The following is a 22236-nucleotide window of genomic DNA, read 5'->3' as shown; positions in this document are numbered from 1 at the left end:
TTTCACCTGCTAAGAAGTACTTCACACACATGTCGAATATCCTCTGCGGTAAGAAAACTGGTGCTGGGCAAATTAAGTCCGTTTTTATGTAAAGATTCGGCTTTCGGACATCCGTTTAAGCCGTAATGTTTATATGAAGGCTGTTTTGTAAGGGGCATAAATAAAGGCCGCACTTGAATACCTGCAGCTACCAATTTTCCCCTTGCAGCATTCCTGTCCACGCCAAAATTATCCGGGTCAATCAGCACGGAGAAAAGCCACCAATTACTGACCGCCTCCTCCAATTCGTGCTGCCATTCCAGGCCAGGTTTGTCCTGAAGGAGTTCACGGTAAAGTGCCGCGTTACGCTGCTTGGTGCTCAAAAAATCCGGCAGCCGCTCCAGTTGGGCCAGACCCAATGCGGCCTGCAAATTGGTTAACCGGTAATTATAGCCGATCTCCAAGTGTTCGTATTCAATTGCCTCGGGTGCCCGTCCCTGGTTGACCAGCAGGCGTGCCCGGGAGGCCAGGTCGGGATTGCTGGTCACCAGCATGCCTCCGCCGCCCGTGGTGATCACCTTGTTTCCGTTGAAGCTGAATACCCCGATATCGCCAAACGTGCCTACGTGCTGGCCTTTATAAGTGGCGCCCAGCGCCTCAGTGGCATCCTCCACAACGTAGAGGTCGTATTCGCGCGCCACATCGAGTATCCGGCGCATGTCCGCGGGGTTGCCGTATAAATGGACGGGAATAATGGCCCGGGTACGTTCTGTTATTGCCTTTTCAACTTTACCGGGATCAATATTCCAAGTCAATGGGTCTACGTCAACCACCACCGGGGTGGCCCCTGCATAAACTACCGGATTTACGGTGGCAATAAAGGTAAGTGCCGGGACAATCACTTCGTCGCCAGGACCGATCCCCAAAAGCCTCAGGGCCAGGTGCAGGGCGGCGGTGCCGTTTACCGTGGCCACGGCATACCGTGCGCCCACATATGCGGCAAAACACTCCTCAAACTCGGTTACCATTGGCCCAACCGAGGAAACGTAGCCGCTTTCCAGGGCGCGCATTACATATTCTTTCTCCAGTTCGCCGATATTAGGCGCGTCCAAGGGAATGCGAAATTCGACCACCAAAGATTTCCTCCTACACATTATAAAGCTCCGGTTTATATAAGTAAAGGTTTTCCCTCAACCAGTCCACAGTCTCCGAAAGACCTTCCTCCAGAGTGTAACGGGGAGCCCAGCCGGAAAGCTCGTATGCCCGGCGGTTGTCGCACAATAGACGCTCCACTTCACTGTCCACGGGCCTGACGCGATCCTCTTCCTGCTCAACAAAAATATCCCTTCCAACAACATTTTCGATGTGCCGTACCAGTTCGCCTATAGAGACTTCCCGCCCGCTGCCCACGTTTACCACCTGACCCAGAGTACGATCAGAAAGCCCCACCGTTATCATTCCTGAAACGGTATCACGTACATAATTAAAGTCGCGGGTCGGGTTGAGATTGCCCAGACGGATAACCCGGGCGCCGGCCAGCACCTGGGTAATAATGGTGGGAATAACAGCCCGGGCCGACTGCCGGGGGCCGAAAGTATTAAAAGGCCTCACCACCACCACCTGCAAGCCGAAGGAACGGTGAAAGCTTAAAGCCAGTTGGTCGGCGGCAATTTTAGTAGCCGCGTAAGGGGATTGTGCCTGCAGGGGGTGTTCTTCGTTGATGGGCACATACCGGGCTGTGCCGTACACCTCGGAAGTGGAGGTATGCACCACCCGCCGCACCCCTTCTTCCCGGGCGGCCTGGAGGATATTGTAGGTTCCTTCTATATTTGTTTTGATATAGGCCAGTGGTGAAATGTACGAATAAGGAATACCGATAAGGGCTGCAAGGTGGAAAACAACCTCAACATCGCGGACGGCGTTTCTGACGCTGTCGTAATCGCGAATGTCCCCGGTATGAATTTCGATGTCCGTAAGGCACGGCAGCGTCTGCAGCCAGCCCCACTCATTGCGGGAATTGTAGCGGACAAGTGCCCTGACATAATTTCCCTGTTTAACCAGTTCTTCAACAAGATGCGAGCCGATGAAACCTGCTGCACCAGTAACCAAAATTTTATATTTCATTATTCCTATTTACTCCTTATGTGCACGTTTTACCGGTTCCAATTTCATTTTTTCTTCATCCCAACTACGTCCAAGAGACACCAGAATTCCATCTCCGCCAATCATTAATTGCCCGTCTGATACCGGTTCCGGCAAGTTAAAAATAACTTCCATTACCTGCCCGGCTTGTTTTTCATCTATAGGGGATTCCTGGAATAAGGATCTTAACTTTGCATCCAATCCAATCTTTATGTCAGCTTCGTAGATATTTACAACGTCATATTTGCGTTGGTAAGCATTGATAGTGTTTACATCAACTTTATTATCATTAAACAATACTATAAATGGTAGATAATAATCATATATAAAATTACACAATTGAATATTTAAGTCAAAGCTATTTTCGTCAAATCCTTCAGGGTCCTTCCAAAATACCTGAAAAGTAGAATTTCTGAAATGACTCTCCAGGGCGACCCTAAGCACAGGAAACTGCCCGGCGATTGTTCTTAACATACGCACTTGGTATTTAGCCTTTTCAAGAGTTTGAGAATCAAATCTATTTGACCGTCCTTTAGCTTCTATAACAACCCATTCCCTTCTATTATTCGGGCCAAAGAGATCCGGTCTTGACCTCCCGTTCCAAAATTGCATTTGATGAATATTTTGATATTTTTCAATATGCATAAGCCAAAAGACGTTGAGCAATTTTGCCGCAAATAGTTTCGCACTTGTTAAGCCCAAGAAATAAGATATAGCCGATTTTTCGGAAGGATCAAGATTTATATATGCATGAGAACGAATTAAGCTGTTGTTCTCCTGTTGAAGATTCGCATAGACGATGGATAAGCGGTACAAAATTTCAAACCTTGAATATTCCCCAAAACGAATTACATGAGACCAGTTTTTTCTTCCTACTGTGATCGCTGCCCAGATTATTTCTTCCCAGGTACATGATAAATTATTAACTCCTTGGAATAATGGCCCCATGCTCGGCCCAAAATTTGAGGATTCATAAGGTATGGTCAGCATGTCTACCTCCATATTATCTTTATATCTTTATATCTTGCATAGAACATTAATTAATTCGCTTCGTTATAAACCGTGACATATCTAACTCTGCCTAAAGCCTCTAAAACTAGCATCTTTATTTAGATACAGATTTTCTGCAGTATTAAGCGTCTTACTTAGCTGAGCTGAAAAATAATTTGTAATAAGTTTCTTGTTTGCTTCATAAAGAAGCCTATGAAATTCATCATCACTCATATCCGTAAAGTTAACAGACAATAAATCAGAATTCACATGTTTATTTTCATAAAAATCTTCACAATCTTTTAATAGACCTTTTTCGATTGCATAGTAATATAAAGGTGACCCGGGATAAGGGGTTACCGGCCGTATTGTTCTCATCTGTGCGTGATCATCGTATTTAAGCAGGAAATCTACTCCGCGATTTAATGATTCGGCCGTCTCCCCGATATTGCCGAATATAATATTAAACCCGGGGCTAATACCGGCCGCCAGGGTATTTTCAATACCTGTAATGATCTGCTTAACAGTAAGCCCCTTGCCCATAACACGTAGAGCCTTCTCATCTAACGATTCAATACCATAATTAATAAAAACACAACCTGCTTCTTTCATTAACTTAAGGACGTCCGGTTTGGCATAGTTCAGCCTCCCGTTACAATCCCACTTAATATTAAGTTTTGCTTTAATAAAACTCGTGCAAAGTTCAATTGTCCTTTTGGTTGAACTCATGAGCAATTCATCCGAAAATGCGATATATGAGATACCATAATCTTTCTGAAGAATTTGGATCTCTTCAATGATACTCTCAGCCGTCCTGGCTCTAAAACCTTTATCCATACGATAGCAAAAGTTGCATTTAAAGGTACATCCTCTCCCGGATAATACAGGCATGCAACTCTCGCTGTTCTTGATATGGGGCATTCTTAACAGGGCATAATGGTCCATCGGAAAAAGATCCCAGGCAGGAAAGGGAATCTCATCGATGTTTTTAATCAGTTCACGAGCGGGAGTTTTAACACATTTCCCATTCTCCATATATGCAATTCCATTCACTGAAGATAAAGACCTTAATCCTCTTACCGCCTCCAACAGTTCAATAATTGTATTTTCTCCCTCTCCAATAACAACAGCATCGGCCTTGGTCTTTTTTAAAAAGTATTCTGGCTCAGGCGCGGGGCCGTGCCCTCCAATTATGTAGAAAGGTCTATATTTCGCCTTGTTTATGGCATCAGAAATCTTCAATAATTTTCTATACTGATAATATCCTGCAATAACACTGACACCAATTACGTCAAAGCGCTCCTTATTTAACAAATCAAGTAGATGTGATTCCGGCCAATGATAAACATCCTGGTTGTAAATTTTAACTTCATAACCTACATTCCGGCATACTGCTGCAATATAAGCCAAACCCTGCGGAAACCATGATATATATGAGTCATTATCATAAACGACTAAAAGAATTCTCATTCTTACACCTCACAATCCAAACACTTCAATTAAATGTGAACCGATAAAGCCATCGGCGCCGGTAACGAGTATTTTTTATGTTAAATAAATAACCCCTTATCAAACGTTTTTCCGTTTCAAATTTCATTTTTTACCATTATTAACTCTACAACTTTCTATTTTTTGAAGCATTGTTCCGTGTACGTTCTTCCATAGCGGAGTTATAAGCTCTAAATCTTTTTTGCACAAGTAGATATATTTTCCAAAGTATTGAGTAACCTTTCGTGCTTTATAAAATTGATTTTTTTCAAAACGAATATTTGCTATTTGACTTGTCAACAATTCAAACTGCACTCTGTTCATCGGCATGAGAAACAGTTCATAAAACTTGTTTTCCCTTATTTTAGTAAATGCTTTATCCAATTTTGGAAATGTTTTTTCCAGCTGTTGTTTATTATTCGTAGTTATCAAATTATTCATTTCTTTAAAGATATTAATAATAGATTTAATTATTTTAAAGATATTTTTATATTCTGTATCCATCACGGTAAGCTGTCCGGCCAGATATTCCATGTCATAATTATATTTCTTTTGCAGCCAGTTATCCCTTACTACACGTTCTACCAGCATCTCTTTAATAACTTTTTCTAGCGGTATAAAAGTGGTTCCCGCAATTTTTGCGCCACCCTTAGTGGTGTTAATAATTTGCTGGTTGGTATATAACGAAATAAGCATTTCCATATTTTTTCTCATTTTGTTAAAGGTTTCGCTTGTATATACCTCGTTACCGTAGACATCCTCAACAGTTATCGCCCTTTTAAGCTCCTGTTCACCAACTATACCCGAATAGTATTCAATTCCTTGCGAGTAGGATTTATTATCTTTATAAGCTAGGTTTTGGCCGGCAAGAAAAACCGGATTGCAACCCAGTTTATGCAGCAATTGCAGGGTTATTACCGCTATGGAAGGTGCGTCTTGGACTGTTTCTAAATCTGAAATATCTTCCCTTCTTAAAAAGAAAGGGGCAACCGTATCCTGACTGGTAAGCATATGCAGTTTCGGACCGGGGTAAGCAGTAAGCGTTTCATACCCGACACTGCTGCCAAAAATCAGTGGAATAGTAGAAATGCCCTCCTTCACAACCTTCTCAAATACCTTTTGGTTAAAGTGGGACGGGTCATAAGTACACGCAAAGTCCGGGTATATCCCATGGGCCAATAAAACATTAATGGCCGAACCCACTGAAAAAATATAAGCCAGGCCGTTTTCTTTTATATAGCGGACTTCTTCAATATCTTCTTGCAGTGAGGGTCCCGCTGCCACAAGCAGGGCGGGTTTATTTAGAAAACATTCCTGGTTAAGATCATAAAACGCATTGGGAGTCGTGACGGTTTCAGGGAGATTGAGCAAACTATTGATAATCCAACGCTTTTCAAAGGCGACATTAGTATTGAGGGAAAAACGTCTATCAGAAATTAGCTGTCTAAATAACGTGGTGAAATGCTCGTATTCCTCCTTAAAAACCCGCTCATAACTGGGCAGGATAACCAGAAGAACCTTTTGACTATTGATGACTTTCATAAAATCATTTAAATTATTAGATATGTCTGTTGAATTCATTTCCAAGTATATATTTTTTAATTTTTTCGCAGGTAATAAATTTAACGACCTATGGGATAAAAATTGTGAAAATATTATTTTGCTGGGTTCGTAAAGCGAAAAGGAAAGGTGGGGATACTTTTTCATAAACGCCTCAATATGATAGCCTAACCCCACACCGTAAAACATTACATGGTCATAATCCCTCGCATCCTCATATTTGCTGATCAAACGTTCTGCTTCCTGAACAGGGTCATATTTACTGTGAAGATAAACCGACCGCCCCTGGGCTGTCCACATAAGAGTAGGGACACCGCTCTTAGCCGGGAATACTTGAGCCACAGTAGATAATCCGTTATCACTTATGTCCTTAATGTTTTCCCATACGGCAGGAAACTGCTCCCTCAAAAAATTAATATTGTCAATTAAGATCATTTCTTTTCACCTCAGAGTCGATGGTTTTTTGAACGTCAACCATAAGGGACTCCAAAAGAGGCATTATTTCATAATTAATGATGTCCGCAATTAAAATCGTGTCGGAATTTTCCATAGCTTCAGCAAGATTATCCAACGCTTCTTTAAAACTTGCTGCAACCGTAATGTTAGTGCCCCAACCGGGATATAGGAGTTTATTTTGTTCCATCCCGTGGATTAGTTGGACCAGCCACTCCACCCCTTCCAATAATTGTGCAAATTGTGTCCATGTACCGGCGGAGGGCCCTTGATAAAACCGGTCGGCAAGCTGTTGAACCGCCGGGATACTGCGTTCCAGATAACGAGCACCAGAGAGCAACATGTCATCAAGCCACTCTTTTCTATTTTTTACTTCCACTTCAATAACTTGAATAGTATTGAGATGTTCTTCTATATAAAATTCAAAGTCATTGTAAATATCTTTTCCATTCACCTTCAGACAACTTAAAAACAAGCCAGAATCACGGATTAGCTGGTTTATAACCTCAATTATCTTTTGCGCTGAGGTAGATTGATTGTTGAAAAATATACTTTGGCCTAAGATTTTTACCTCCATAGCGAACCCCTCCGAAATATTACCCCTACCCATATATTCGACATTTCCTGCTTCATTCTTAAGTATTTAAAAAACCCTTTAAGCGATAGCGCTATAAGTAACCTGTACTTTAACGCAATCTGTTTGACAAAAACCATAAGTTGACTTATTTAGACAATTCTACACATAAAATATAAATCCTCTCTCTTTGGATTTCAGCTTCACCTAAAAAATACCACCGTGGTAATACAATCTAAGGTTACAAAGTCATATATTTATGGTATGATTAAATTGGAACATTTGTTTGGAGTGGTATAATGGATATTAATCATTTAATTTCTAATCAAATGCAGGCTGATTATTGGAACAAGAAATTACACTCGAATTACCGTATTAAGCACAAACTTTTTCTGGATACTATAAAAAAGTACCCCCAAGCTATGACTGTCATCATAGCAAGCCTAATAGGGGATGCAGACCTGTGCCCTGTACCCAGGGGATACGCCGTATTCCGCGATCACCACGGAGCTGACCAGTACGAATGGCTGAAATTCAAATCCCGCTTCCTTCCACCACATCCGTTTTTCCGGATTACCAGTTTTGGAGACGGGTCTTATTCCCTAACCTCCCAGTCGAACCCGCTGTTTTCAGAGCTTGAACGGCACTTCTATAGAGCACAATCCAACAAAAATAAAATTACAAGCCAAAGAAAGAAGCGGGAAAAATACCCCGATCAGGTTGCTCTACAAATGTGCGAGGAAATATTTTCAAAGGAACCATGGCTGGCGATGGCCATCCTTATTGGTGATGACGGTTCCTTAATCTCGTCAATTACGCGAAATACCGTCACTTTTGAATATGTTATTTACAGCCAGGGTTTTGCCAGGGAAATTGGTTTACAATTAAAGGAAATTATTGAACGGGCTACTGGTTTGCAACTTTCCTTTACAAAGGCATCAGCGGAAAGTGGAATCCGTTTGACCATATCTGGAATCACTCAAATTAAATTAATAAGTAAAATGATATCTCCCTATTTATCACAGGTTAAGTTGAATATTTTCCAGAGAAAGTACGATCTGAACAGACATGTGCGTGAACTGTCGAAAAAACATCAGCGGACACTTTCTATTGCTTGTCCAGTAAATTACTGGACGGAACAGGAAATTGAAATTTTAAAGAATGGTATAAGCAAGAAACTAAAGCCAGTCGAAGTACATAGACGATTGTTGGACGCAGGTTTTATGCGGACGTATTATGCTACATATTATAAGTACAAGTGCATTTCCGAATTATAGTGATCAGGACCCCGGGGACAAGAACCGCTGGCCAGGATGCGCTGTAGTACCGTTCACAATTACACGTCGTATAAGATGTTAAAGTTTTGACTATAGAAATAATAAAAAGGTAAACCGGAAGGAAAATATACACTTCCAGTTTACCATGAGCTTACTGTAATATTCTTGAGTCGAGATTACCGCAGGAGCTGGAGGACTCCCTGGGGCTGTTGGTTGGCCTGTGCTCTGCCGGCCCGCCGGCTTTCGCCGGCGCCTAGACTATATCTTCATCCCGCCTTTTCCGGCGGGAGCCGGGCGCTTCGGGCGCCTCCAGGCGCCCTACGGGCTTCATCACCGTACCGCTTGGCGGCCGCAGGTGGTATGCCCTAGTCGTTGAACCTTCCCCAGCCTTTCGGCACAGGGGCTCGGCTGCTGGTTGCCCAATCCTCCCGGCTTTTCGACCATCGCGCCTGCCGTTTCCGGCTTCGCTGTCGGGCGGGAGGCTCTCAGGGTTTCCCAGCAATTCACCCGGTGATCCTCCCGGAAGTTACCCTCCGGGACGCCTGTGGTTCCGGCCTTAGGCGGCCAGAACTTCAAGCATGGCCTGGGCGGCCTGTTGCAGGATGCTCATCTTAGTGTACTGCATCATTTCCTTGGCCATGTCAACGTCTCTAACACGGGATTCTGCCGCAGTAAGATTTTCTGCGGATGTCCCCAGATTATTAATGGTATGTTCTAAACGGTTTTGGTAAGCGCCAAGCTTAGCCCGTTCTGCGGATACCAACTCAATTGCATCATTAATTGTAGTTATAGCTGCATCTGCACCACTTTGGGTTAGAACTCCTCCAGATGTAGCGCTATCAACGCCACTAACCTTCAGGGTATTTACACTTGTTGTTATGCTGCCGCTGGAACTAGTTCCTATATGAGAAGAATCCATAGAGTTAATTGTAAGGGTAATATTTTGGGCTTCGTTAGCACCAATATGGAAAGTGAAAGATTGCCCACTACCGGTAAAAGTTCCGCTTGCATTTGTTTTACCTAGTAAATTTTGGGTGTTAAATTCAGTATTTTTTGCGACGCGATCGATTTCATCAATTAGTTCATTAACTTCTTTTTGGATCTCTCTTCTATCTGTTATAGTGTTTGAATCGTTCGCAGCTTGGACTGCTAATTCACGCATACGCTGCAAAATACTATGTGTTTCGTTCAAAGCACCTTCTGCTGTCTGAATTAGAGAGATTCCATCCTGAGCATTTCTTGACGCTTGTTCCAATCCCCTAATCTGGCCGCGCATTTTCTCAGAAATGGCAAGTCCCGCTGCATCGTCTCCGGCACGGTTAATACGTAAACCCGAAGATAGTTTTTCTAATGATTTTTGGCTCATAATATTGTTGTTACTCAACTGACGATAGGTATTCAGCGCCGCAATATTATGGTTGATAATCATCTAATCATTCCTCCTTGAATCTTAAATTTGCATCCCTGCAAAGTATATATCCCGGGTGGCCACCCTTTTAGGGCCTCATAAAAAGTACCCTATTATATTTTTCGGCACGGGGGTCGGGTATCTTAAGGGTTTTCTGCCGCTGTTAGAAAAAATTTTTCAACATGTCCGCTATGTTCCGGTCACTGGCGACGGCGGTTGTGTTCTCTTCTTTGACGGCCTGGTAGAGCTCGCTGCGCAGGATGTTGACCTCTTTGGGAGCTTCGATGCCGATTTTGACGGCGTCTTCCCTTATTTCCAGGACGGTTATTTTTATATCGTCCCCCAGTATGATGCCCTGGTTTTTTTTGCGGGTGAGAACCAGCATTACACTCACTCCCCGCCGGAAACTTTTTCTTTTGGTTTGGGAGCCGGCTTTTGGTCCGGGAAAAGCCGGTGCTTGGTAGTATAAGGGGAGTTGTTCAAAATAACCTGCCGGGCCTGATTCAGCCGGGTGTTGATAATAATGGGAGCCACCAGGTTGGCGGTGGTGGCGGCGGGGTTGTCCCGGGGCACGGTTATGGTAGTGAGCACCAGGGCTTCGGCGGGGTCCCGGATGTCCAGTTCTTCTATGTACTGGTCGGGCACGTTGCAGGTATAGCCCCGGAAATATTTAAACGGGTCGATGACCAAAAGGGCTACGGCGGGCTCTTCCACTGCCTGCAGCCACTGCATGTTTTCCGTTCCCTCCACGGGCAATATGCAAAAGCGCCGCAGGTTTTCAAAGCCGGGGATGCCCCGGGGAAAGTTTATAATTTGCTTTTCGTCTATTTCCAGAACCCCGAAGCGGGTGGTTTTTACTTTCATGTCCTTATCCCTTTCTATCAAACTTGGATAGTAAATTTTTAGGTGACCCGTTTTTAAGGTCACCTAAAGAGAAGAAATATTCTATTCTACACATATACGTCCACATACCGGCCTAATTGTTCCGCCGGTTCTTCCTGTTCATTTTGTTGGGACATTTGCTGTCGGGGTGCGCTGTGATTATCCACGGCACGGTCTTTTTGGGGTTTTTCCGGCGGTCGGTTCAGTACCGGTTCCCGCGCCCTGTCCTGTCCTTCGACCTGGTTGGCCGGTATGGCTTCTTCGTGGCCGGGTTTGTTCCGGGCTGAATCCACCTGGCGGACTTTAACAGCCTTTTCGGTTATCTGTGACTGCAGCCCGCCGGCGCCAATTTTCACTGGGTTCACCCCCGAGGAAAATATTTCTTTAATTAATTTTACTTTATTTTAGAAAATCAAGCAAGGTAACCTGCAGAATTTGCGCGCCCGCCGCCAGGGAGGACTGGTAGGTGAGCTGCTGCTGGGCCAGGTCGATGGATACCCTGGCCAGATCTACGTCCTCCAGGTTGCTCATTACCTGGGTGAGACGGAGTTCCTGGTCCTGCAACTGGTCCTGCACCGATTCAAAGTGGTTGGTGCGGGCGCCCACCTGCACCCGGAAACTCAGCAGGTGGTCAACCTGATCGTCAATTTCGTTGATGGATTGTTCAAGGCTTGCAACATCACCGTTTTTAAGTCGATTTTTAAAATCTATCAGTGTATCAAATATTCCACCGGAAACGATGTTGGTGGCATTGTCATAGAATCCGAACAAGCCCGGATCACTACTGTCGCCCACCGAAGGGACATCTATGGCATAGTTGGCCTGATCCAAAATTTCCCGGTAAACCCGCTCGAGATTACCCTGGTAGGTAATTGTATCATTCACCCGTTTAAACGGCGGCCGGTTGTTGTCCGTACCGGCAAAAATATATTTGCCGCCCATTGTGGTGTTGGCGATGTCTACAAGTTCATCAATCATTTTATCAATTTGTTCCCCGATGGCGGCCATGTCATTATTGTTTAACGTGCCGTTGGTCGCCTGAATGGCGTAAGTTTGGGCTTTTTTCAAGAGGTCGCCCGCCGTACCCAGGGCGGTGTCAGCCCCCTCCAGGTAGCTGAGGCCGTCCTGGATATTGCGCATGTATTGCTTATTCATTTCCATGCTGGATTTTACGTCCAGCAGTTGGCTGAGTGCGGTGGGGTCGTCACTGAGCCTGATGATTTTTTTGCTGGTGGACATCATTTCCTGGGTGCGGGCCAGTTTTTGCATTCCTTCCTGAATATAGTTCCGGGTGTGCCGGGCTATCATTCCGTTGGTTACACGCATCATCTTTCCCCCTCAACGGGCGTTAATTTTAAAATCATATTTTACCCTGTCCGGTTGATCAGGTGGTCAAGTAATTCGTCCAGCGTTGTCATTACCCTGGCTGAAGCCTGGTAACCATGCTGGAATTGGATCAAAAGGGAAAGTTCTTCGTCCAGGTTGACACCGGAAGCGGATTCCCTCAAAGACAAAATTTGCTCATTGATGGCCTGCTGATTTTCAGACATGTCCGATGCGCTGCCGGAACGGGCGCCTATATCGGCCAACAGGCCGTTGAAATATTCGCTATATGTCGCGCCGCTCAAGTCTGAAGTGGTAACTTTCACGTCATCACCAAGATCTACGATGCTTCCGTCCATGCTTATGTTGTACAACCTGGCCACGTATATGGCTTTAGTGCCGTCTATATTGGTGGCAGGGTTATTCATAACATTACTGGTTACCATGAAATCGCCTTTTTTCAGCTCGCCCGTAAAAAACTCGGGATTAAGAATTTGATTAAGTGTATATCTTAAAGCACCAGCCAAGTTGTCAAGCTGCTCCTGGTAACCTGCTATCCTGGTGCGGATTTCCTCCAGGCCGGCCAGGCTTCCCGACAAAGAATCGGCAAGAGAAATACTGGGAAGAGTAGTATTAGTGGAGTCTTTTATGGTAAGATTTACTTCATCGGTAAGATTTACTTCATCGTCGGTGCCGCTTACATATTCAAGGTCTACAGTAATACCTGCCGCTCTGACATCCACGCCGTAAAAGGTGAAATTGATTTCCCCCGTGGGTTTACCCCCGTTTGTAAGGTGCGTTGCGCTTACCGGTCCGTATTGAGCCAATTGATCCAGGAGCAGGTCGCGTTTGTCCAGCAGATCGTTGGGCTGGTTGCCGTGAGCATAAACTTTCTTGATGGCTTCCGTTACGTCCCTGATCTGCTTGAGAATATCGTTAACCGCATTGACCTGATCACGCATTTGGCCGCCGCTCAAAACCAGGTTTCCCGTTCCGTCATCCTTTATTTCAGCCACGCTTTCGCTGATATTGCTCAACTGTGTATAAGTCTCTCGCATCAGGGTAGCCAACTCGTCACCTACTTCCGCCACGGTCGCCTTAACCCCGGGATCCTGGGGATTGTTGTTCAGGTCGTGCCAGGTGCTGAAAAACTTGGTCAGTGTATCCCCTATACCGGTAGCGCCCGGCTCCGGAAAGACGGATTCGATGCGGGCGAAAATATCTTCCTGGGCTTGCCAATAATGTAGTGATGAAGCGCTGTCACGCACTTGGACGTCCAGGTAATCATTGCGAATGCGTCTAATCTGGTTTACTTCCACACCGGTGCCCAGTTGGCCGGCAGTCAGGTTGCTGTGCAGGGTGGGAACGGTATACGGCTGGCTGGCCGATAATACGGCCTGCTGGCGGGAGTAACCCTCAGTGTTGGCGTTGGCTATGTTGTGCCCGGTGGTTTCCAGGGACCGCTGGTGGGTCTGGAGCGCCCGCCGGGTGGTTTCGATGCCTAAAAATGTATTGGGCATGTTTATGACCCCTTAAACGGATTTATTAAAAGTGGATGCCGGGTGACCGGTGTCCTGCACCCGGCCGTTGTTGCCGTAAGTTGCCCCGCCTGGTTTGCGGAACACGTTCAGCAGCGCGCCGTTCAAGCGCAGGGCGTTGCGGGTGAGCAGGCTGTTTAATTTGACCAGTTGCTGCAATTCTTCCAGGCGATGGCGCATTTCCCGGCGTAATGACAGCAACCGGAATAACAAATCCCCCGGAGCTTTGGCTGCAATACTTTGCAATGTAGCACCGGAAGCCAGCCCCAGGGCATCTTCCAGCCGGCCCTGGATTTGTTCCCGTTGCTGTTCCAGTTGCTGCATTTGGGTGCTGAATTTGTAAATATCGGCTATAATCCGGTTTAATGCATCAATATCGTTTTGACGCAGGGCGATGTTTTGTGTCCTGGTTGCCTCCATAAGTTGCCCGGTCAAATCGTGCTGCTGCCGGAGCACTTTCTCCAGTTTGACCCAGTTGGTTTCCATGTATTATGCTCCTTAATCTAAATCCTGACATCCAGGTTTTTCTCCCGGATTATGCCTTCGGCGATTTTTCCCGCGTCGGGTTTATAAGTGCCGTTTTTAATGTGGGTTTTGAGAGCTTCCACCCGGTCCTGCCGGACTTCGGGCATTTCCCGCAGCCTGGCCCGGTAGGTTTGTAGTTCCCGGCCCAGAGATGATATTTCGGCTCGGTCCTGCCCGGGTGCGGGTTTACTCTTTTGTAAGGGTTTGTTTTTATCGTTCTGGTTTTTGTAGGCGTCTATAACGCCCGGCCCCGGTTGGGTGATTTTCATCAGCTTTCACCCCTTGGCTTTAATTAAGCATTATTTATATGTTCGGCAACTACGGTCCTGAACTTTACACCACCCGCACAATTTCCCCGGCGATTTTTTGCAGGGGTAGTATCTTGGCCGCCGCGCCCAGTTCGGCGGCGGCCCTGGGCATGCCGTACACCACGCAGGTGCTTTCGTCCTGGGCAATGGTATAGCCGCCGCGCTGCTTGATAGCCAGCATGCCCCGGGCGCCGTCCCGGCCCATGCCGGTGAGCAACACGCCCATGGCCCGGCTGCCCGCCACTTCCGCCGCCGAGTTCATCACCACATCCACCGAGGGGCGAAACCCCCCGGGCGGTACGGGCTTGCTGCCTTTGTCCAGGGCCACGCTGAGCCGGCCGGCATATTTGCGGAAGGTCAGGTCGTAACCCGCCGGGGCCACCAGCACCTGCCCCGGCAGCACCCGGTCGCCATGCTCGGCGTGTTTTACCTCCAGCCGGCACTTGCGGTTCAAATGCTCGGCCATGGGGCCGCTGAACCCCACCGGGATATGCTGCACCACCACCACACCGCAGGACAAATCGCCGGGCAGCGCGGGCAGCAGCGCCTGCAGCGCCGCCGGGCCGCCGGTGGAGGAACCGATCACCAGCAGTTCGGTTTGACCGGGGGTGGGCCGGACCGTTGGTATGGGTGCCGGTTTTTCTCCGGCGGCTGGCCCCGGTAAAGGTGCTCCGGCCGGGCGGGGCCTGGCGGGCGCGGGCGCCGGGGTGGGCCGCCGTTGCTCCACCGGTGCCGCCGGGCATCTTTTCAGTGACGCCCGCCTGGCGACCCTGATTTTGCGGGACAGTTCCGCCGCCAGCTTTTCCGCTTCGCCGGCTTTCTGCGGCTTGGGTACAAAGTCCACCGCGCCCGCCGCCAGTGCTTCCATGGTTACCCTGGCGCCTTCGGTGGTATGGGCGCTGAGCATGATCACCGGCACCGGGCATTCCCGCATCAGCCGGGACACGACGGTCACCCCGTTCATCCCGGGCATTTCTACGTCCATGGTTACTACGTCGGGTCGCAGCTTGGTTATTTTTTTTATGGCCTCCTCGCCGTCGGAAGCGGTGTCGATGACCTTGATATCGGCTTGCACTTCCAGAAGACGGGTGATGACCCGGCGCATCAGCGCCGAGTCATCCACCACCAGCACCTTAATTGGCTGCAGCATATGTTAAGGCCTCCTCGGAACCGGCGCTGCGCACCAGGCCCCGTACGTCAACTATCAACGATACCTTGCCGTCCCCCAGGATGGCCGCGCCGGCCAGACCTTCCACCTGGCCCAGGTAGGAGCCCAGGGACTTGATAACGATTTCCTGTTCACCGATCAGTTTATCCACCACCACGCCCAGCTTGCGGTCACCGGAGCCGACAATGACCACGTATATTTGGGCGTTATTATTATCATTATTATCAGACTGGGAGCCGAATATATCTCCCAGGCGTTTCAGCGGGTGAACCTGGCCGCGCACCACGATCACTTCGGAATGCCTGATGTTTTTCACTTCAGCGCGGCCCACATTGAGAGTTTCCACCACGTAGGTAAGCGGGAAAGCGTAGGTACGACCGCCTTGTTCCACCATCAGCGCGCGGATAATGGCCAGGGTCAAGGGCAGCTTGATGGAAAACCGGGTGCCCTGCCCGTGGCTGGTGGAGTAATCCACGGTACCATTGATGTTTTCTATCTGGGTGCGCACGATGTCCATGCCCACGCCCCGCCCGGAAATATCACTGATATGGTCCTCCTCAATGGTGGAAAAACCCGGCGCAAAGATCAGGTCCTGGGCTTCCCGGTCGCTCATCCGCTCGTACTGTTCCCGGGTAATCAGCCCGCGCTGCAGGGCTTTGTTTTTTAGTTTGTTCACATCTATGCCCCGCCCGTCGTCTTCCACGGTGATGACGATATGGCTTTCCACGTAGGAGGCTTTCAGCTGCAGCAGGCCCTTGGCGGGCTTACCCAGGCGCTGCCGCTCCTGCGGGTCTTCAATGCCGTGGTCGATGGCGTTGCGCAGCAGGTGAATCAACGGGTCGCCGATCACCTCGATGACGTTGCGGTCCAGTTCGGTTTCCTTACCTTCAATGATAAATTCCACTTCCTTACCCAACTTGTGGGCGATATCCCGCACCATCCGGGGGAACCGGTTAAATACCTGGGCCACCGGCAGCATGCGGGCCTTCATTATCTCGTCCTGCAGGTCAGTGGTCACCTGGCCCAGGTGGCTGGATATCTCCAATATATCCTCCGCCAGATCATCGGACCCGTACCTGCTTTCAAAAACATCCACAAAACGGTCCAACCTGGTCCGGTCGATGACCAGTTCGCCCACCAGGTTCATCAGGGTGTCCAGCTTTTCCACGTCCACCCGCACGGTTTTAATGGTTTTCTTTTCCTGCTTTACGGCTTTGCCGGCATCAGTGCCGGTGACATTATCAGACCCGGTTGCGGGGGCTTTCTGGGTCGGGGTCGGGTTTTCCGGTGAGGGTTGCGGATTTTCCCCGGTCTGCGCATCCTGGGGTGCACCGGTGCCGGATTCAATTTGCTTGATATGTACCGCCTTGATTTCCGCCACCGAAAGGGCCAGGTTTTTTATTTGATCAATATCGGACTGGCTGACTAGTATCATGGCTATATTATTGTTGAAGCGCCCGCTCTGGATATCCTCGGCCGGCGGGTTGGTTTTAATTATTTCTCCGGTTTGTTCCAAGGTTTCAAAAAGTAAAAAAGCGCGCACTTCTTTCATCTGGCAGTCGTCTTCAAAGACGACTTGCAGACCGTAGGCGCTATACCCGCGCATTTCGGCTTCCCTAATTACGTCATCCACCGCGTCGTCCATGCCCAGATCCAAAAGCGGTTGTGCCTTTTCGGCGGCGGGCTGCGTTATTGGCGGGGGAGCAGGAGCCTGCTCTTGTTTATCCGCACATGTTTTCACTTTCAGGGAAACACCGTCTTTGACTTGTTTAATTTTTTGTAAAACAGGCCCGATGTTGACGTTGTTGGTGGTGCCGGATACAACTTCCTCTTTTAATTCCGTCAATGTATCCATGGCTTCAAAAAGTACATTCACCAGATCACCGGTTATTTCCAGCCGGTCATGGCGTATTTCGTCAAACAGACTTTCTATCTCATGGGTTAATTCCGTCATCTTATCATAACCCATAACCGCGGATGAACCTTTGATGGTATGGGCGGCCCGAAAAATTTCCTGGATTACCTCGGGCGTGGACTGCTGCTGCTCCAGCAGCAATATGTTGTCGTTGATAATCTGCATCTTTTCTTCCAGTTCTTCCTGGAAAATAGCAATTTCCGCGTCGGTAAACACGGTTTCTCACCTCCCATGTTTGCTGCTTTAAGCCGGTTGTTCCATATCTTTTAATAATTGCATTTCCCGTTCGGGCAGGAGTTTGTTAACGTCCATTAACACAATCAGGTTTTCCCCGTCCAGAATGATCCCTTTCAGGTAATACTGGTCTATGCTTATTTCGGGCGGAGCGGGTTTGATCATGTCCGGGACAACCTTGCGTACTTCGGAAACGGCGTCCACAATCAGGCCGAATTTGTTTTGACCCGTTTCCACTACAATCACCCGGTTGCTGTCGTTCCGTTCACCTACCCGGGTGTTGAACAGTACGTGCAGGTTAATAGCCGGTACGACCTGCCCCCGTATGTTGATGACTCCCTCCACGTATGCGGGGGCCTGGGGAATGGGGGTGATTTTTTCCAGCCGGATGATTTCCGATACGGAAACTATATCAATACCGAAATCTTGGTTGGATATGGAGAATACAGCTATTTGCATGTCGTTTTTCTCGACGGACAAGTGCAACGCCTCCTTAAAATTTCTTTATGTGAATTGTACGGCTATTCTTCTTCCGCAGCTTCTTCTTCCCTTTTCTCGCGGGTGGACGGATTTAGGTAAGCCACCAGCCTTTCCCTGATCAAGATGGGATTGTACCCCGCCTGTAAAGAAATAATGCCTTCCATCATTAACTGCTTTAACAAAATTTCCTTGTTGCTGATGTTGGCCAGTTTAGCAGCCAGGGGGAACCAGAGCAAGTTGGCGCTGCCCACGCCATACAGGGTGGCCATGAAGGCCACGGCGATGGCTGGACCTAGGCTGTCCGGGTCGCTCATGTTGCCTAACACATGCACCAGGCCCATAACAGTGCCGATAATGCCCATGGTGGGCGCGTACCCGCCCGCCACTTCGAATATGTTACTGCCGATGCTGTGCCGTTCCTCAATGGTATATATCTCCACTTCCAGGATGTTTTTCACCAGGTCCGGGTCAGTGCCGTCTATTACCAATTGCAATCCTTTTCTCAAGTAGGGGTCTTCAATTTCCGGGATGCGGTTTTCCAGAAAAAGCAGTCCTTCGCGGCGGGCCTCCTCTGCCATGGCGACGATATTGTCAATGGTTTTGGCGGGGTCATAGGGTTTGTTGAATATGGCCAATTTGATCAACTGCGGCACTGCCTTGAAATCCCCCGGGGTAAAACTGAACAGGGTGGCCCCCATGGTACCGCCGAATACAATCAGGGCGGCGCTGGGTTGCAACAGCGCGCCTGCATGACCGCCCTCCCACAGGAATCCGGCGAGTAACGAGCCCACGCCTAGAATAAATCCAATAATAGTTGCCAGGTCCATACTATACCTTCCTTTGCATTTTGTCAGTAGCTTGAAGATTTAATTGATTATTTATTCTTCTTTGATACTGTTATTCCGTGTCGTCAATATAGGCAGCGTTTCCGGTTCTATTTCGGCAAATTTGCTCCGCAGAATCACCAGATCCACCCGGCGGTTTAATTGCCGGTTTTCCGGGCTGGTGTTGGGCACGCGGGGCCTGTATTCCCCGTAAGCGGTGGCGGATAACTTCTGGGGTGCAAAACCGTGTTCCCGGATTAATTCCTGCACCACGTTGGTGGCCCTGGCCGCCGACAGTTCCCAGTTGGAGGGAAACCGGGCGTTATTGATGGGCAGATTGTCCGTATGGCCCTCAACGCGAATGTAATTAGGAGTATCTGCCAGGATCGGCGCCACTTTGTCCAATATCTCCCGGGCCCGGGGGGTCAGCCGGGCCGAGCCCAGCTCAAACAGCACATTGTCCTGGAAACTCAGTACAATGCCCCTTTCTTCCGTGGTCACAGAAACCCGGGTGGCCAGGCCGTTTTCCTGAATGTAATTCTCCAGTTTCTTTTTTAAATTGTCCAGTTGGGCTTTTTCCACGATATCCTGCACCTGTTCCGGCGGAGTGCCGGTAATAACCTGCGGGCCCGGGCTATCCAGGACCATGCCCCCCGCGCCGAAAACCGCGGCCAACGATTCGGCCAGGGTTTCGAATTTGGCCGCATCTATTTTACTCAATGTATACATGACAATAAAAAAAATCAGTAACAGGGTGATCATATCGGCATAGGTGATCAGCCAGCGTTCCTTGTTGCCTTCACTTTCTTTTTTATGTCTGCGTCTGTTGACCAATGAGTTACCTCCAAGCGCAGCGGGAATATTTTAACAACGGCTGCGCCATAATTTTACTATATTAGATAATATATTAGCAATTATCTAAATGGTCAATGCAAAATAATATCTCCATGTTCATTAATGCGCGCCAGCACCATGTTATGGTTCTCGCGCACCGGGTAAACACGGGTGCCGATCTGTAATATCGTACCGTTATACACCCGTTTAGCCTTGATAATGCTGCCCTCATCTGTGCGCACCAGCGTTTTTACCCCCATTGGGGCGCCGATTTCACCCGCCTGGACATTCCCCCGGGCAATCAGTTCCCCGCCCCGGAACACGCCCTTGATATTGATGGTACCCAGGGCCGTTAAAATCGAATTAAAAGCGCCCTGTCCATTGATAGTAATGTCACCGGTAGCTTCAATTTCCGAATTCCAGATACTGTTAGCAATAATATTGGCCGGAGAGTCGGTAACAGCATCAAAATATTTTATCGCTTCGGAGATGCTTTCCTGCACGCCGTGCAAGCTTTTTGTCTTTAGCGCATTGATGCCAATGATTGCGGTTATGGCCTGCAAGGCATTTGTCAATTCCGCCGGCGACTGTTGTTCTCTTTTTTGTACATGTTCAGATAGTTCCTGCACCTGCTTGCCCAAAAGGGGAAATTTTTTATCCAGCAGCGTCATGATTATCTGGCCGTATTGCACGTTTTTATTATCTTTGCATAGCCTGCCCATTATTTGCCGGGCCATCACATCCAGTTCATCAACTGTTTTTTTCATCCGGGTTAATTGTTGTTTAATCTTGTTTTGATAAACCGCTTCTCCGCCGACTGTAACCTTGCTGGCAGTAACCACTTTCACCACTTCCAGGTTGCCGCTGACGTTTACGGTGGCCCGGGAAATAAATCCGAACACTTTCAGGTTGCCGGATATATCGACAATCATATTTTCCATGACGTTGCCACTGACCGTAACATCGCCGGTAAAGCGCAGGTTGCCGGATTTAATGTCCACGTCGCCGTCGTGCTGGTAAACCGCATCCACGCCCACAACCACATGTTTGCCCCGTTTTTGTACCCAGGGGCGACCGTTGGTGGTGCTGGTCACCGCTCGGCCGTCTTTGGAAAGCGCCGCCCCCTTACCGGCCCGCAGGTCCAATTCCAGCACCTTCCGGCACGGGATGGCCTCGCCGGTTACCGCGACGCCGTCTTCCCCTTTTTCCGCCGGGTGATAGACGGCCAGAACGGAGTTGGCATTAACCGAGGGAACATTGAAAATTTCCCTGAAGTCGATATTTTTTGCATCCTCAGCACTTTGGTGCGCCTTTTGAGAGGTGAAAAGATACTGCACATAGCCGTCTTTACCGTCCCTGGCCGGTTTACCGTTAGCAATCACGTAAGTGCCGGGGCGGGGGTTTTTAATCAGTTCATCCAGTATTTTTTGGTCAATGCCGTACTTGATTCCTTTTTCCTGCAATAATTTTTCCCAAAAATCCCTTTCCGGAACCTCAGCTGTTTCCTCGGTACGCACGGTAACAAAAGCCTTCAGCTTATCCCCCGTAATGACCAGCGTGATTCCGTTTCTGGCCGTGTTCAATAAATCACCCCATCAATGTAGGTTTATGTTGGTTTAGTTAAATTTTCTGCAACAACTGTTAAAATCCTGCAAATTTTACTTTTCAGTTGCACTTTGCCAGTTTTCAATCCTTTGTTAACGTATTTTTAACATAGGTTAAATTTCTGTAAAACAAGACATCCGTAGTGCAATTTATTGTAAAATAAAAATTGTAAAATATGTATCAGGGGAGGGGTCGCAAATGCTCAGGTGGATTGAGTACCTGGACAAAACGGGAGCAATAAGCGACATTTTTACCAAGCACGAGTTTAAAGAGCAGGTCGTAGCCAACTGCCGTCCTGTTCAGGTGCAGTTAAGTTTTCCGACGATCGGCGACAGGGATGAAATTTTACAGTTTATTGACCAGTTAAAAGTCGTGCGGGAGAATGTTGCCCTGGAATTGCGCAACCAGGTGGAACTATCGGTATTGCTGGCCGCCCTATATAAAAGTATCGGCGATACCGCCACCGGACTTGAGGAACTGGAAAATGCGCTGGACTATTTGAATATTTTAATTGTCACCAAAAAGAGAAGCCTGAACCGTTTATCAAACATGCAATCAATGACCCCGGGCGGCGTGCCGGAGTTTGGCGAAAGAATCTCGGCATTGCTTAAAGAAAAAAAAGTACTGGAAGATAAAATTCAGGGTATCAATCATACCATCGGCAAGTGGAAAAACGCCTGTTAAGATAAAATTCAATACTGATAAACGGCGGCTCGGCACCGGGCCGTG

23 protein-coding genes are annotated in these 22236 nt (G+C 47.9%); 2 read left to right on the top strand and 21 right to left on the bottom strand.

From position 1 onward, the window contains the following. Window positions 1-2: 2 nt before the first annotated feature. The 6 genes from BM299_RS01840 to BM299_RS01815 all read right to left on the bottom strand — a co-directional run bounded on the left by BM299_RS01840 (window position 3) and on the right by BM299_RS01815 (window position 7189). Window positions 3-1112 (bottom strand): LegC family aminotransferase, encoded by a 1110-nt coding sequence (locus BM299_RS01840; protein WP_092481853.1) that lies wholly within the window; start codon window positions 1110-1112, stop codon window positions 3-5. Between the two features lie 13 nt (window positions 1113-1125). After that, window positions 1126-2103 (bottom strand): NAD-dependent 4,6-dehydratase LegB, encoded by a 978-nt coding sequence (locus BM299_RS01835; RefSeq protein ID WP_092481757.1) that lies wholly within the window; start codon window positions 2101-2103, stop codon window positions 1126-1128. Between the two features lie 9 nt (window positions 2104-2112). Continuing rightward, window positions 2113-3111 carry a hypothetical protein gene (locus BM299_RS01830; RefSeq protein ID WP_092481756.1) on the bottom strand — a complete coding sequence of 333 codons (999 nt, stop codon included), beginning with the start codon at window positions 3109-3111 and terminating at the stop codon, window positions 2113-2115. Window positions 3112-3192: 81 nt separating this feature from the next. After that, window positions 3193-4581: a B12-binding domain-containing radical SAM protein gene (locus BM299_RS01825; RefSeq protein WP_092481755.1), complete on the bottom strand. Its 1389-nt coding sequence runs from the start codon at window positions 4579-4581 to the stop codon at window positions 3193-3195. 123 nt (window positions 4582-4704) lie between these two features. Then, the gene (locus tag BM299_RS01820; protein ID WP_092481754.1) at window positions 4705-6594 is read right to left on the bottom strand and encodes a motility associated factor glycosyltransferase family protein; all 1890 of its coding nucleotides are present in this window, start codon (window positions 6592-6594) and stop codon (window positions 4705-4707) included. After that, the gene (locus BM299_RS01815; RefSeq protein ID WP_092481753.1) at window positions 6581-7189 is read right to left on the bottom strand and encodes a DUF8042 domain-containing protein; all 609 of its coding nucleotides are present in this window, start codon (window positions 7187-7189) and stop codon (window positions 6581-6583) included. Before BM299_RS01815 ends, BM299_RS01820 begins: the two co-directional genes overlap by 14 nt. Window positions 7190-7485: 296 nt before the next feature. Between BM299_RS01815 and BM299_RS01810 the strand changes: the two genes are divergently transcribed. Next, complete coding sequence (locus tag BM299_RS01810) at window positions 7486-8463, top strand: hypothetical protein (RefSeq protein ID WP_092481752.1); 978 nt, start codon at window positions 7486-7488, stop codon at window positions 8461-8463. A 253-nt stretch (window positions 8464-8716) separates the two neighbouring features. Here the strand turns inward: BM299_RS01810 and BM299_RS01805 are convergent, their stop codons facing one another. The 15 genes from BM299_RS01805 to BM299_RS01735 form a co-directional block, all read right to left on the bottom strand. Next, the gene (locus BM299_RS01805; RefSeq protein ID WP_092481751.1) at window positions 8717-8965 is read right to left on the bottom strand and encodes a hypothetical protein; all 249 of its coding nucleotides are present in this window, start codon (window positions 8963-8965) and stop codon (window positions 8717-8719) included. Between the two features lie 54 nt (window positions 8966-9019). Next, complete coding sequence (gene hag / locus BM299_RS01800; protein ID WP_092481750.1) at window positions 9020-9892, bottom strand: flagellin Hag; 873 nt, start codon at window positions 9890-9892, stop codon at window positions 9020-9022. 142 nt (window positions 9893-10034) lie between these two features. Next, complete coding sequence (csrA, locus tag BM299_RS01795) at window positions 10035-10256, bottom strand: carbon storage regulator CsrA (protein ID WP_092481749.1); 222 nt, start codon at window positions 10254-10256, stop codon at window positions 10035-10037. A gap of 5 nt (window positions 10257-10261) precedes the next feature. After that, window positions 10262-10735, bottom strand: a complete 474-nt coding sequence (fliW, locus tag BM299_RS01790) for a flagellar assembly protein FliW (RefSeq protein WP_092481748.1) — start codon at window positions 10733-10735, stop codon at window positions 10262-10264. Between the two features lie 86 nt (window positions 10736-10821). Next, window positions 10822-11109: a hypothetical protein gene (locus BM299_RS01785; protein ID WP_092481747.1), complete on the bottom strand. Its 288-nt coding sequence runs from the start codon at window positions 11107-11109 to the stop codon at window positions 10822-10824. 43 nt (window positions 11110-11152) lie between these two features. After that, the gene (flgL, locus tag BM299_RS01780; RefSeq protein ID WP_165608131.1) at window positions 11153-12079 is read right to left on the bottom strand and encodes a flagellar hook-associated protein FlgL; all 927 of its coding nucleotides are present in this window, start codon (window positions 12077-12079) and stop codon (window positions 11153-11155) included. A gap of 41 nt (window positions 12080-12120) precedes the next feature. Beyond that, window positions 12121-13596, bottom strand: coding sequence for a flagellar hook-associated protein FlgK (gene flgK / locus BM299_RS01775; RefSeq protein WP_092481745.1), 1476 nt, complete (start codon window positions 13594-13596; stop codon window positions 12121-12123). A gap of 12 nt (window positions 13597-13608) precedes the next feature. After that, the gene (locus BM299_RS01770; RefSeq protein WP_092481744.1) at window positions 13609-14100 is read right to left on the bottom strand and encodes a flagellar protein FlgN; all 492 of its coding nucleotides are present in this window, start codon (window positions 14098-14100) and stop codon (window positions 13609-13611) included. A gap of 17 nt (window positions 14101-14117) precedes the next feature. Beyond that, entirely contained in the window at window positions 14118-14408 is a 291-nt protein-coding gene (gene flgM / locus BM299_RS01765; RefSeq protein WP_092481743.1) for a flagellar biosynthesis anti-sigma factor FlgM, read from the bottom strand. 64 nt (window positions 14409-14472) lie between these two features. Beyond that, window positions 14473-15594: a protein-glutamate methylesterase/protein-glutamine glutaminase gene (locus BM299_RS01760; protein ID WP_165608137.1), complete on the bottom strand. Its 1122-nt coding sequence runs from the start codon at window positions 15592-15594 to the stop codon at window positions 14473-14475. Further along, entirely contained in the window at window positions 15581-17746 is a 2166-nt protein-coding gene (locus BM299_RS01755) for a chemotaxis protein CheA (protein WP_092481741.1), read from the bottom strand. The genes BM299_RS01760 and BM299_RS01755 overlap by 14 nt, the downstream gene beginning before the upstream one ends. Window positions 17747-17773: 27 nt before the next feature. After that, on the bottom strand, window positions 17774-18244 hold the full coding sequence (locus BM299_RS01750; RefSeq protein ID WP_092481740.1) for a chemotaxis protein CheW: 471 nt from the start codon (window positions 18242-18244) through the stop codon (window positions 17774-17776). A 41-nt stretch (window positions 18245-18285) separates the two neighbouring features. Next, window positions 18286-19071, bottom strand: coding sequence for a flagellar motor protein (locus BM299_RS01745; protein WP_092481739.1), 786 nt, complete (start codon window positions 19069-19071; stop codon window positions 18286-18288). Window positions 19072-19122: 51 nt separating this feature from the next. Continuing rightward, entirely contained in the window at window positions 19123-19902 is a 780-nt protein-coding gene (locus BM299_RS01740; protein WP_092481738.1) for a flagellar motor protein MotB, read from the bottom strand. 92 nt (window positions 19903-19994) lie between these two features. Continuing rightward, the gene (locus tag BM299_RS01735; RefSeq protein WP_092481737.1) at window positions 19995-21485 is read right to left on the bottom strand and encodes a flagellar assembly protein A; all 1491 of its coding nucleotides are present in this window, start codon (window positions 21483-21485) and stop codon (window positions 19995-19997) included. Window positions 21486-21705: 220 nt separating this feature from the next. Here BM299_RS01735 and BM299_RS01730 point away from each other — a divergent pair, with 220 nt between their 5' ends. Then, window positions 21706-22191 carry a hypothetical protein gene (locus BM299_RS01730; protein WP_092481736.1) on the top strand — a complete coding sequence of 162 codons (486 nt, stop codon included), beginning with the start codon at window positions 21706-21708 and terminating at the stop codon, window positions 22189-22191. The last annotated feature ends 45 nt before the right edge of the window (window positions 22192-22236 follow it).

This window comes from Desulfoscipio geothermicus DSM 3669 (assembly GCF_900115975.1).
Classification (GTDB): domain Bacteria; phylum Bacillota; class Desulfotomaculia; order Desulfotomaculales; family Desulfallaceae; genus Desulfoscipio; species Desulfoscipio geothermicus.
Note: the sequence above shows the minus strand (reverse complement) of the source record. Positions and strands in the feature narration are given on the sequence as shown.